This window comes from Chitinophagaceae bacterium, assembly GCA_016713085.1.
GTDB lineage: Bacteria > Bacteroidota > Bacteroidia > Chitinophagales > Chitinophagaceae > Lacibacter.
On sequence record JADJPV010000001.1, the window covers coordinates 492,467 to 505,473 of the forward strand.

A 13,007-nucleotide genomic window follows, 5' to 3' on the forward strand; every position below is an offset into this window, starting at 1 on the left:
TTTAAAAGTAAGTAAAACCCAAACTGTATTCCTGCAAGTTTTGCGGGAGGGTTTCCTAACAGATCTTTCTGCCAGTTATACCTGTAGTTTAACCTGATGACTGTTTGTGCAGTTGGCCTCCAGCTGACAACAGGTACAATTGAAAACACATGATCAGCAATATTTTCACCTGTTGATTTGAAAGTTCCTCTATTCCAATCCACATATTCTAACCTGAGTGCAGCGTTTAACACAGCCTTTTCAAATCCAAACATTCGCTTCTTAATAATTGGCTGAACAAAATCAATAAAACCACCCTGTTGCTTCCTGCCAAATTGTTCAGTATATGTTGAAGGAACATCCACGTTAATCCAGGCCCACTCTGCATTAACTGCTGTTTTACTTTTTGGAATAGTCGTATTAAAATCTACAGCAAAAACATTCACTCTTCTTTTTTTATCAAGTACCAATCCATCATCCTCAAATTTATTATATACACCACCCATATAACTTAACCCCAGTTCACCAACCTTCCTGTTGCGAACTGCTGCTTTCATTGTCAGCAACGGTGATCCGTTAAAGCTTTCTTCAAAACGGTCCTTGTTTAATTTACTGGCGGGAAGAAATGTTTTGTTCTCCGTATTGGCGATGATCTGGTCATCAAACCCATTGGTTAGATAAACCTCATAAGCATAGGCCCATTCCTTGGTAAACTTTTTTCCAAAAAGGCCAAACCCAACATTACTCCATGTAGCAGGTAACATTTGAGTTGCAGCAATTGGTCTGTCAACAAATTCCCATTTAGGTCCGTCATGATTCTGATTAAAAGAACCAATCGGATTCATCACAACTCCTCCTCTGAAATTGAGTAAGGGATTCATTTCGATATCTATCGATGCAAATTCAATATTAATTTCTTTGGTACCATCTTCAAATTCAATTTCACTCAAAAATTTTATACGTTTGGAAATGGAAGATGAAACAAATATAGTTAACCGACGCATCTGGAACTGATGACCTTCTGTTATTCCATCTTCGCCGATGTATTGATAATTTGCTTCAGCATAACCACCCAAAGCAACAGGCAGTTTTCCAAATTGCAAAAAGGGTCTGTTGTACACAGCATCAAGATTCATTTGTAATGCGGATGTATCTTTTGGCACCCTTCTTAATAATGCGGGGTCAATCTGTGCATCAGCAGTTGAAGCAAACAGGATCAACAGAACAATATATACTAAACGCTTTCTCATACTTTTCGCATATCAATAAATAATTCAGATTCAGTTACGGTTACAGGGAATGTCCGCAGGTTTCTGTCAGCAGGTCCATTGGTAACATTACCTTTATTATTAAACTCACTTCCGTGTGCCGGGCATTGCAAATATTCTCCTGATACCTGCAGTTCAGCTCCCTGGTGAGTACAACGCATCCACAATGCACTGTACTCGCTATCGCTGAAGCGGTAAATACAAACCGGGAATTGTAATGTATCGTTTCGGATAATAATAAATGAACGATAACTTATTTTATTACCCTTCTTCATTTCAAATTCATTTTTCTTAACGAGCAATCCATCATTTGTAATTCTGCCTGATATATATCTTGTTGCCTGACAGGAACTCAACACGGTTGATAACGCAGTAACCGAGAGACAGGCCGCACAACTGTTTACAATAAAATCTCTTCTGTTCATTTCTGCTTATTTGTATCAGTGTGATTAAAGTGATTCAAGAAATTTAATGAGCTTTCTCTTTTCATCTGCTGTTAACTGCTGATAGTTTTGTTTTGTTTGTGCAGCTTCTCCTCCATGCAGCAATATTGCTTCTTCAATACTTTTCGCTCTTCCATCATGCATTAAAAAATATTTTCCACCTTGTGAATTCATTGACAAACCAAGTCCCCATAAAGGCGGAGTACGCCATTCAGCAGTAAGTGCTGAGCCTTCGGTATAACCATCATCCAAACCTGCGCCCATATCATGCAACAACAAATCGGAGTAAGGAAAAACAGTTTTGTTTGATAAAGAAGCAATCGATGATTGACCGGTTGTGAATGATGGTGTATGACATTTTGCACAACCGGTATTTACAAATAACAAACTACCCGATTGAACTTCCGCATCATTTTTATTTCGTTGAATGGGTGCTTTTAATGCTTGCAGATAAAACACCACATTATTTACTGTTTGTGTTGAAACTTCAGGATCGATTTCCAATCCACTGTAAGTATCTCTTGTTTCAAATACAGAGGTGATACCCATATCCTGGTTATAAGCACCTGCAGTTTGCTGCAGCAAACTGTACACAGCTGCTTTTTTTCCAAAGCGGCCAATATATTTTCCTCCCTGTTGAGCAGAGCCCGGATGGATATTAACATAGGCAGGAAGATTGATCCAGTTAACTCTTCCCGAAATACCATCGCCGTTTAAATCATTTTCATCTGCCAGTGCAAGGATCGCTGCATCAGGAACTGCTTCTAAAAAACCAAGACCTGTATTTGCTGGAGGCATAAATTTTGAAAATGTTGCACCTGCTGGTATTTGCTCAGGTTCAAAACCAGGAATAGCACGGTGCTGTAATTGAGGCCCCCCTCGCTTTAAAAACTGATTACCGCTTGCATCTGTTTGTCCAAACCTTGTGAGCATTGTAAAAGGATGACCCTTCCCATCACCTGCATGACAGGAACCGCAGGAAGTGGCAACAAACACCGGCCCTAATCCAGTTGCAGGAGTAAAAACTTCATTATTAAAGGCAACATCGCCAGCAAGAAAACGGGCATGCTGCTCTGGACTAAGTCCTTCAACAGGTCCATCAAGTAGCTCATCTTCAGCAGGAGCCTTGGGTAAAATTTTGCTGCAGGAAACATACATGGCAATTGCCAACAGCAAAACAGCAACAACAAACAGCTTTCTATTTATTTTAAAAAGTAATATCATTTTTTAGACTTGTCTAAATTTATATTTAGACAAATATAGAAAATAGTTCCACTAAGTCAAACTTATTTTTGGCGGGGTAGCTGCAGGGTAATCCATGCAAATGCAAGCAGGGCAACAATTGCAGCTAAACTGAAAACAATCACAGCTCCGAAACGAAACCAGAGAAACCCTGCTAAAGAACTGGCGATCAGTGCAGCAATACTCTGCAGTCCGGTATACAATCCAATGGCTGATGCTGTTTCAGTTTTGGGAACAAGATTGCTGATCCATGCTTTGGATATTCCATCCGTAGCTGCTGCATAAATACCATAGCAGAAAAACAAAGCAATAAAAACAGGAATAGATGAGGTTAAGGCAAAGCCTGTATAGGTGATACAGAAAAAAAGAAGACCCATTAAAAAGATATTTCGCATACCAATTCTGTCGGCAAGTTTGCCAAGAGGAAATGCAGCTAATGCAAAGATCAAATTGTAAAAAATATAAACTGCAATCACCGACGTGTCTGATAAACCTGCCGCTTTCATTTTCAATAACAGAAATACATCTGAGCTATTGAATAATGCAAATAACAGTAAACCAATCAGCAACTTCCGGTAAGAAACATTTGCCTCTTTCCAGTAGCGGAAAGTTTGATGAAATGGAATTGCATTCTTTGGAACATAATCAGTTTTCTTTTCTTTTGCCAGCCAGGTAAAAATAATGGCAGCAATACCGGGAATAAAAGCAAACAGGAATAAACGTTTATAATCGCCGGGATAAAAATATAAATACAGCAAAGCAATCAATGGACCTAACACAGCACCAAACGTATCCATCATGCGGTGAAAGCCAAATACAGTTGCTTTATTTTCCGGAATTGTTTCATCGCTCAGCAATGCATCACGTGGGGCAGTACGTAAGCCCTTACCTGCTCTGTCAAGAAATCTTGCAGAAAAGATCCACCATAACTGTGTACTTAATGCAAGCATTGGTTTTGCGATGGCACTGAGTAAATAACCCAACCTTACAAATGGCAAACGCTTACCGCTTGCATCACTCAACCGTCCGAAATAACTTTTACCCAATCCTGCAATGGCTTCAGCAAAACCTTCAAGTATACCAATTACCATCACTGAATATCCAATGCTTTTCAGGTAAACAGGCATAACAGGATACAGCATTTCACTGGCCATATCTGTAAACAGGCTGACGAATGAAATGATCCAGATGGTTCGTGTAATTGGTTTGAATAACTTCATGCTGACTACAAATGTAGATTAACAGCAATACTATAAAACAAAAAAAGTATAGACTAACGGAAGGCTATACGTTTACTTGCAGCAATCTTTTTTCTGAAAAAGAGATACGATAAAAAACAGTATTGATTTCACAACTCTCATTTCAAGGCATTTAAAAAATAATGCTCCAGGCTGATGAAGTAAGATTGCTTTGCCATTCTATGCGCATTCCCTGCCAATTGATAACGAGCACCAAGATTTAATCTGGTGCTGCTTTTAAAAATCAGTTGCACGGCCGGTGCAATATCAAGATAACTTCTGCTGACATCTGTATTCTTTAATCCAAGAAATTCACAATACAAATTAAAATTGGTTTGATTGTAACTGGTATAACTCCGTGGAAACAATAAGTACCCCATAGATACATTATACTGAATCCCCTCATTTGAAAAAGGCAGTCCTAAAAACAGTTTGTCCTTTTTTTCAAGTTGATGGATATAAGAAACACCCGTAGTTGCAGCAAACTTGTTCACCAGTTGAGTTGCCAGCACTCCTGCCTGTATGCCACTGTTATCGCCATCCAAGTTTAATTCCTGGTACACCAGCGGATTATTCGACCATGCACCTGCTGCAAATGCAGCAGCACGAAAATGTTTATGCACATCATCCTTACTGTAAAACCTGTACTTGGCATAAAGCCTTATACTTTCAAAGCGCATTCCCTCTTCAAAAAACATATTGGAAAAACTACCCGCAGCAGTAAGCATGATTTTTTTACTGATGCCCACCTGCACTTCTGGCATCATTCTGTATTCCCTTCTGTTCACATAATGGTAAGGCTTCATTGTTTTCATGGAAAGTTTTGCAGCAATTGCTTTTGCAGGAATATTAGAAGCAGGATTTGTAAACACATACAGTTCCTGTGCTTCTGCAACAGAAACAATGAAAACCAATACGCTTATGAATAATAAACGGAGCATAGAATAAAAAGTCCCGCTGTTGGCGGAACCGTTACTTTAAATAGTTACATGATAAATACGTGTACCCTGTGCCTGCCCTGTTTTAAAACTTTCAGCTTTGGTGAATGCTGCAAATTTTTTGTACTCTTTTACAGGTACAAAATTCTTGTCAACGATTGTAATCGTCTGTTCACCATTCAGCACCTGGTTTTTAATATTCAGGAAATGAAATACTTTTCCTTCAACCGTTACAGACTTGTCATTTTCAATAGCTGTATTATTGAACACAGTCACGATCTGCAGTTTAGCAACAGAGAAACCTGCATCCTCCACCTTCTTCCGCAGCTGATCAAAATTAATTTCAGCTCCCTGTTTAAAGATGATGAGAAAAGAAGAGTTGGCAATATCTGCATCCACCTTCTCTACAAAAGAAAGTGTCTTTAATGATTTGTTGATGGCATTGCTGCACATGGCGCAGGTTAATCCGCTGGCCTGTAATGTGGCCGATTTAAACTGTGCTTTCCCAAAGAAAACCGACAGCAGAAAAACAAACAAAAGTAATTTCTTCATAATCCGGTTTGTTAGTGAATGAAAAACTGTTGCAGGCAATATTGCCTGCAACAGTTTTGTCTTGCGATAAAGTTAATTTGTTTTTTGCAGCAATCAGCGCCTTTTTCACATTTCATATCCTTCATGGCAACTGTTCCTGTTCCTTCTTTCTTGCAGCAGCCTTCACCATTTTCACATTTCATCTCTGCGCAGCAACCACCTTCTTTAGCACAGGTTCCGTTTGCACAGCAATCAGCCTTGCCTTCCATTTTCTTGCAGCATTCTTTATCGCCTGTACATTTGCCATCTTTAATGCAGCATGCTTTTGCTTCAGTTGAAGCAGCAGCTTTACGATCATACTTGCAGCATTCGTGCAGATTGTTGTAAGCTTCTTCAACTCCTGTATATTTTACATTATCATAACCGGCATCAGCAATTCCTTTCTGAATTTTATCTTCTGATGTTTTTGCTGAAGCATATTTTACAGTCATCACTTTTGTATCAACATTCCAGCTGGCATAAGTGGCGCCGCTCTTTTTAGCCGCCCCTTCAATGGTTGTTTTGCACATACCGCAGTTACCCCATACTTTGAATGTGGATGTCTTTACTGTAGATTTTGTACCACCTGATTTTGTTTGAGCATTGATAGTTTGTACGCCTGCAAACAAAAACATGAATGCGGTAATTATTTGAAATGATTTCATTGTTTAATTTTTTAGTTTGAATATAATAATAGATTTCTTTCTGCTGAAAGCAGACAGACTGAACAGGAAAAAATCCAAACTAAATCAGGAAAACATTGATATCCCTGTACACTTTATTCAGTGTTTTGGGAGGAGGAGAAAAATATTCTGTTGAAGGAATGGCAGATAAGCCCTGTTCAGGTTCATGCAAAAGAGTAAGATGTTCCGGAGTCTCAGCACTGATAGATGCCAGTTCTAATGCAAAAGCAGAAGCCTGGTGAAAATCATTCAGTTTTACTGTTTTTACGTCATCCTTACAGCAATGATTTTCCGTTTTGCTCATTCCGCATTTACTGCAGGCACCATCATCATGGTCTTTATCATGACTGAATGAAATGGAAGAAATCTTTCCCATACAATAATGAATATTCATTACCATGCCGCTTGTAACGGCAAGATAGAATACTGCAATCATTGATATAAAAAACTTCTTCATCATGAAGAGTAAAGATAATCTTTTAAACTGCAACTGTACGTACAACTCAGTTAACAAAGCCCCAAAAGATGCCGAAACGGAGATAATAACCCGGAGTTGGCTGAAGAGGAGAAGCCAAATTGTTGTTTAAAAAGCCAAAAGATGGACTCAGCTCTGCTGTATTCAGGTTTTCAGCCCTGATAAACAGGGATAAACTCCTCACCCGGAACTGCAGGTAAGCAGCAATATCGGGGAGATTTTTAATTGTTGTTGTATTCTGTAAAACAAACTGCCCCAGTACAGGTGAAAAATTATCTGCCTTGTAAGGTGTATGATAGCGAAGTTCAACACCGGTACTTAAGTTGAGATTTTTGAAAAACTGTCCTTCATAAGCAAACCGGTTTCTTGAAAGCACAAGCGGTAGATTTACGGGCGCAGCTGCCGTTGTTTGCTGTACAAAAATTTCTGTGTACCAGTTCCAGCGTTTGCGCCTGCCAAAGGTGAATTGTTTTTGCAGTTGAAGCTGTAATAAATTAAACAGGGTTGCTTCCTGTGCAGCTTCTGAGTAATTTTTGAAATAGATATAATTGCTGGCCAGGAAATATTTTGCTGCTAACACCAATCTTTGCTGTGGCAACTCATATACTGCAGAAGCAATCGTAGTATTTTCTTTTCCGAAATTCGTATTGCCAATATTTAATTTTTTGAAATTACTCAGGTCATCATGAATAAAAGATGGTGTGCGGTTCACATTCTGAAAACCTAATGTGATGTACCCAAGTTTTTTACCGATCAAACGTTTCAATGAAGCAAGAACATTATAATCACCGCCGTTTAAACCAGCCAGGTAAAACCGTCCTGACAATTCCATATCCCATTTCCTGTTCTTTGTTTTATTTCTGTATTCACCGTTAACCTGCAGGTTGGTGAACGAAGGTTCATTGGGTCCAAAATCTGCATGAAGCGATTCAAAGCCGGCTGCTACTTTTAAAAACTGCTGCTGGTTTTTTATATAAGGATAAGAATAGATAGCCCGTTCGTTACCGAAGGTTTGCCAAAAATCTTTTAATCCAAATGTTGCCGGCAGGTTATGCAGATTATATAACAGAACATAACCGGCTGTATCAACTCTATTATCAAGATATTGAAATGAATAACGGTTCAGCTGCATGGTATGTTGAAAACGAAACCGTGGGTAAAACAAATACTCAACTGTTGAATCGGTTGTAATGGAATCTTTCTTACCCAAATCATAATGATGGCGGAACAGAATATTGGTGAAACTGTATTTATTACCTGTGTTGATGGTATTACTTAACAGCGACTGCGATTCGAAAGCAGCCCCACCAAGGTTGGTTGGAATATTAAAACGTTCGCTGAAAGCCGGGGTGCTGTCGAGCAACTGCAAATCTTTTAATCCTCCATTTTCTGTTGCACCAATCTTATTCCCTGCAATGATAAAATAAGCCGTGTAACGTTTGTTGGGTGTTACATACCATGTATTAAAAAGGAGATTGCTGTGGTTCGTTTTTTGGTTCCGGAAAATTCCCGGTGAATTAATGAGGTTAAACCTGAATGAAAAATTCCAGTTATAACGCACATTTTGTGTATGCTGTACGCCAATGGTTTGTTCCGATTTTGGCCCAAGTATATAAGTAAGCTGGGTATAAGGGCGGGTAGTATTATAAAACTTTGTTTGAAACAAATCAGGTACATAAGCATCGTAGGCATGAAAGCCATGATCCCATCCCGGTTTCATATTGGGAGAAAATAATAAAGACTTTGATGCACTGCCCGTGTTACCCAAAAAAATACTTGTCCATTGAACAGGCCAGCGCCTGCCAAAATCATTTACCGAAGAATCAAGAAAATAAAAACGGGCAGTATCTAAAAACCTGTATGCAATTGTTGCTGAATCTTCCAGCCCGGTACGATGCAACAGGGAATCTTTAAACGGGCCACTGCCGCCACCGCCTCTTGATCCTGTTGAATTACCACTCATGCCACCCGGAATCCTTTGCAGTATCCGTTGTTGGGCCGTTATAGTAAAACTGGCAAATAAAAAAATAAGTACACAAAGAAAACGGGCCATATAATAAAAACGGGCCTGTAAGCCCGTGTAAAAGTAATTGAATTCAGTTTGTACAACTATAAATTGATCTTAAAGTTCAATGATGAGCTGTTTTACAATTGCTGTCATCTTTGGTTCTGCTGCCTGCGCCGCTTCCAGCACTTCAGCATGTGTAATTTTATTTTCTTCTTCACGAATGCCGATATCAGTAATTACACTCATGGCAAAAACAGGCAGGCCCATGTGTACTGCAACGATCACTTCAGGAACAGTGCTCATACCTACAGCATCGCCACCCAGCACATGAATCATTTTATACTCGCTGCGTGTTTCAAAAGTTGGACCGGTTACACCGAGATACACACCTTCTTCCACTTTAATATTTAAACGTGCAGCAATCGCTTTTGCTTTTGCAATCAGGCCTTTGTTGTACGGCTCACTCATATCAGGAAAACGGGGGCCGAATTCGCTTATATTTTTTCCAATCAACGGATTAATTCCAAACTGGCTGATATGATCCTTAATGATCATTAGCTCTCCCACTTCATAATTTGGATTTACACCACCGGCTGCATTACTTAGAATAATGGTTTTAATACCAAGATATTTCATGACACGGATAGGATAAACTACTTCCTCAATGCTGTAACCTTCATAATAATGAAAACGTCCGGCCATTACAACCACTTTCTTATTGCCTAATGTTCCAAACACCAGCTTGCCCTTGTGCCCTTCAACCGTTGACACCGGGAAATGCGGAATATCACTGTAACTGATTTCTTTTTCAACTGTCAGTTCATTGGTAAACTGTCCCAAACCACTGCCCAATACAACCCCTACAGATGATTCTTCTGTATAATGACTGCGGATAAAGGCTACTGTTTCATGGATCTTCTGTAAAATATCACTCATCATATAAAAATTAGGACGGCAAATATATTGCTTTTATAACGGGTAACGGACAAATGAAGGATGAGATTCATCAGTAAGTAAGTAATACCATTGAGGATGCTTTAAAACATCTGTATAATGTATCCATCTGCCATTGATTTTTATCAGTTCATAAATGAGCCTGATGCCATGGCTGTAATCCACATACCAGTTTGCATGACCGGTATAAACCGGCTGAATGGGTTTCCCATTCAACTGATGCCAGCCATAGATGGCTACTTTGTTTTGTTTGGATGGGTTGAATAACTGTTCCGTGAGGATCACATCTTTTTTAATCCCTGCAATCAAACCCTTTTGCTGCTTTCGCTGGCCTTCAATAATGAGATGATGCTGGTATATTGTAGGTGTGCTGTCTCGGAAAGCATGCATCGGCACAGGTTCTAATTTTATAGCAGCAGCTTTATAAATTTCATCCACCAGTTTTTTTGTTGGCAGAAAGCAGTGAAAACTGTCGGCTATCTGTTGAGCAGCCATGGGCGTTAAGGGATTCTTGCCCACCCGATAGCTATCGGGTCATCGTCATTGCCAATACTTACATAATCAGGGCTTACATAAATAACCGCAGTAATTGTTTTACCTGTTAATGAATCAATCATGGATAAATGAACAGGAACAAATTTTTTAAAGAAAGACGGAAGATTACCTGAGAGTATTTCCTTTACCGCAAACGAATCCCGTTGTTTCCAGTTCATGGCAGCAGCCTGTTTGTAAAATGCGGAACCGCTGATGGCATTTGTCCTTTGTTGCGGAACCGATAACTGCATTCCTGTTTTGCAGGAAAAAAGCAGAAGGAGGAATAAATAAACCAACAGCCTGTTCATGCAGGAAAGATAGAAAAAGCTCAACAAAACTATGAAGCAAAGAAACCTTATATAATACTTGCTATAAGCTTTTTCATAATAATCTTGTTTAAGGATTAATATTTCATGTCAAAACGTCCCCGGGTAATTTTCACAGTGTCACAACTTGGCATTGTTAAGGCAAATTCAAAAGTCCCTGATACAATCCTTTTCTGTTTGTCTAACTTGGTTATATTTAAATAAGCATTATGATTCGGGATAGTATCAGTCCATTGGTAACAGCAAAGGGTTACTCCATTGCAGTACTCACCAAATCTGGTTCTTGCCTTTCTTATATTTAGTTTATAGATCCCAGTTGATTGAATGCTATCGCTTGCCACAACAAAGCTGATTGAATTATTTGCTCCGTCGTCGTACCTGTACCCATTAAGAGTAAATGCCCCACCCATAAATGTTTCATCGTAATAACAGGTAAGGTTGGCAAAACCATTATCACCTCTTGGCAGCCACACTTTTCCATTCACCAAAAAGCCGCAGGTATTTTTTCCTTCCTCTGTGGCTTGTGGCAAGCCACTTTCGGGGTTATTCTTTTTGCAGTTGGTACTACTTGATATAATTAATAAAAATAGTAAGGAGAGAATGAAAATGTGTTTCATAAGTATTAAGTTATAATAAGGTTTAAATTCAGGTTTTTTATTCGCTTTTATTTATTAAAGGTCAGAAGGAACCTTTTCAAATACAATGACCCTTATCATTTAAAAATGATAGTGGATTATTTAACACTAAAAACAAAAAAGCCCAGATCAATTTGCCAGAAATACCCAAAGCCTGTTCATTCAGAAAAGATAGAAAAAGCTCAACAAAGACCGAAAATATGAAGAGTGCGACGCAACAATTGATGCTATGGAAACTAACAGTTGGTTTCACAAAATCCCTCCCTGTTTATCCGTGAACTATTATCGTCTTTCGCTTATCTTCGCCAAAATTTTTTGCGATATGAACCTCCACGAATACCAGGCCAAAGAATTACTGAAAAAATACAATGTTCCCGTGCAGGAAGGCTTTGCCTGCGGAACGGTACATGAGGCAGAAGATGCTTACCGCCAGATCAAAAACCAGAGCGGCAGCAGCTTTGCCGTAGTGAAAGCGCAGATCCATGCAGGTGGCCGTGGTAAAGGAACCGTAAAAGAAACCGGTTACAATGGGGTAAAAGTGGCAAAGAATTTAGACCAGATTACTGAATTTGCAAAAGGCATCCTGGGTGGCACACTGGTAACTATTCAAACCGGGCCTGCCGGTAAAGTTGTGAACAAAATTTTGGTGGCACAGGACATGTATTACGATGGACCAACTGAACGCAAAGAATTTTACCTGTCGATCTTACTCGACCGTACAAAAAAACAAAACGTTATCATGTACAGTACCGAAGGCGGTATGAACATTGAAGACGTAGCACATGATACGCCTGAAAAAATATTTAAAGAGTGGGTTCATCCGTCCGGTATGTTACAGGGTGTCCATGCAAGAAAGATTGCTTTTAATCTCGGCCTGAGTGGTGAAGCATTTAAGAACTGTGTGAAATTCGTTACCAATCTGTACAACGCTTATGTTGGTTTGGATTGCAGTATGCTTGAAATTAACCCGCTGTTTAAAGCTGCAGATAATAAGATCATAGCAGTTGACTGTAAAATGAATGTAGATGATAATGCACTTATCCGTCATGCAGATGTTGCAGCCATGAGAGATGTAACAGAAGAAGACCCAACTGAAGTGGAAGCTGGTAATCACAACCTCAACTTTATTAAATTAGATGGCAATGTGGGTTGTATGGTGAATGGTGCAGGATTAGCCATGGCAACAATGGATATGATTCAGCTCAGTGGTGGACAGCCAGCCAACTTCCTCGATGTGGGCGGTACTGCCAATGCACAAACAGTGGAAGCAGGTTTCAAAATCATTTTAAAAGACCCGAGCGTAAAAGCAATTCTCATCAACATCTTTGGCGGTATTGTTCGCTGCGACCGTGTTGCTGCAGGTGTAATTGATGCATACAAAAGCATTGGTGATATTACTGTTCCCATCATTGTGCGTTTACAGGGAACCAATGCAGTGGAAGCAAAGAAACTGATCGATGAAAGCGGTTTAAAAGTGCAGAGCGCTATCCAGTTAAGCGAAGCAGCTGAACTGGTGAAGAAGGCAGTAGCGTAAGAATACTGAGTAGCTTGCACTGAGCGAAGTCGAAGTGTTGCTTAAAACTATCGAGCGGAGTCGAGATATTACAGAAAAATTTACGAAAGCCATACGTTAATCGTATGGCTTTCGTTTTATACTTATGAATATTTTATGAAATTACTTATATGATTTTTGCAGCATGGCACGTTCATTGAA

13 protein-coding genes and 1 pseudogene are annotated in these 13,007 nt (G+C 39.4%); 1 reads left to right on the forward strand and 13 read right to left on the reverse strand.

Features of this window, described 5'->3' with window-relative positions; translation table 11 throughout:
- Positions 1-14 precede the first annotated feature (14 nt).
- From IPK31_02385 to IPK31_02445, 13 genes and pseudogenes are all read right to left on the reverse strand, one after another.
- A pseudogene (locus IPK31_02385) lies at positions 15-1,229 on the reverse strand (hypothetical protein).
- On the reverse strand, positions 1,226-1,672 hold the full coding sequence (locus IPK31_02390; protein MBK8086900.1) for a Rieske 2Fe-2S domain-containing protein: 447 nt from the start codon (positions 1,670-1,672) through the stop codon (positions 1,226-1,228). The pseudogene IPK31_02385 and the gene IPK31_02390 overlap by 4 nt, the downstream one beginning before the upstream one ends.
- 24 nt (positions 1,673-1,696) lie before the next feature.
- Entirely contained in the window at positions 1,697-2,914 is a 1,218-nt protein-coding gene (locus IPK31_02395; GenBank protein ID MBK8086901.1) for a c-type cytochrome, read from the reverse strand.
- 62 nt (positions 2,915-2,976) lie between these two features.
- Positions 2,977-4,152, reverse strand: coding sequence for an MFS transporter (locus tag IPK31_02400; GenBank protein ID MBK8086902.1), 1,176 nt, complete (start codon positions 4,150-4,152; stop codon positions 2,977-2,979).
- A gap of 137 nt (positions 4,153-4,289) precedes the next feature.
- Positions 4,290-5,111, reverse strand: a complete 822-nt coding sequence (locus IPK31_02405; protein MBK8086903.1) for a hypothetical protein — start codon at positions 5,109-5,111, stop codon at positions 4,290-4,292.
- A 36-nt stretch (positions 5,112-5,147) separates the two neighbouring features.
- Positions 5,148-5,660, reverse strand: coding sequence for a heavy-metal-associated domain-containing protein (locus IPK31_02410; protein ID MBK8086904.1), 513 nt, complete (start codon positions 5,658-5,660; stop codon positions 5,148-5,150).
- Between the two features lie 11 nt (positions 5,661-5,671).
- Complete coding sequence (locus IPK31_02415; protein MBK8086905.1) at positions 5,672-6,343, reverse strand: hypothetical protein; 672 nt, start codon at positions 6,341-6,343, stop codon at positions 5,672-5,674.
- Positions 6,344-6,422: 79 nt separating this feature from the next.
- Positions 6,423-6,797 (reverse strand): hypothetical protein, encoded by a 375-nt coding sequence (locus IPK31_02420; GenBank protein ID MBK8086906.1) that lies wholly within the window; start codon positions 6,795-6,797, stop codon positions 6,423-6,425.
- 67 nt (positions 6,798-6,864) lie between these two features.
- Positions 6,865-8,799, reverse strand: coding sequence for a hypothetical protein (locus IPK31_02425; protein MBK8086907.1), 1,935 nt, complete (start codon positions 8,797-8,799; stop codon positions 6,865-6,867).
- Positions 8,800-8,958: 159 nt separating this feature from the next.
- Complete coding sequence (locus IPK31_02430) at positions 8,959-9,780, reverse strand: purine-nucleoside phosphorylase (GenBank protein ID MBK8086908.1); 822 nt, start codon at positions 9,778-9,780, stop codon at positions 8,959-8,961.
- A 33-nt stretch (positions 9,781-9,813) separates the two neighbouring features.
- Positions 9,814-10,293 (reverse strand): hypothetical protein, encoded by a 480-nt coding sequence (locus IPK31_02435; GenBank protein MBK8086909.1) that lies wholly within the window; start codon positions 10,291-10,293, stop codon positions 9,814-9,816.
- A 5-nt stretch (positions 10,294-10,298) separates the two neighbouring features.
- Positions 10,299-10,583: a hypothetical protein gene (locus tag IPK31_02440; GenBank protein ID MBK8086910.1), complete on the reverse strand. Its 285-nt coding sequence runs from the start codon at positions 10,581-10,583 to the stop codon at positions 10,299-10,301.
- Between the two features lie 152 nt (positions 10,584-10,735).
- Positions 10,736-11,275, reverse strand: coding sequence for a hypothetical protein (locus tag IPK31_02445; GenBank protein MBK8086911.1), 540 nt, complete (start codon positions 11,273-11,275; stop codon positions 10,736-10,738).
- A gap of 340 nt (positions 11,276-11,615) precedes the next feature.
- Here IPK31_02445 and sucC point away from each other — a divergent pair, with 340 nt between their 5' ends.
- The gene (gene sucC, locus IPK31_02450) at positions 11,616-12,827 is read left to right on the forward strand and encodes an ADP-forming succinate--CoA ligase subunit beta (GenBank protein MBK8086912.1); all 1,212 of its coding nucleotides are present in this window, start codon (positions 11,616-11,618) and stop codon (positions 12,825-12,827) included.
- The last annotated feature ends 180 nt before the right edge of the window (positions 12,828-13,007 follow it).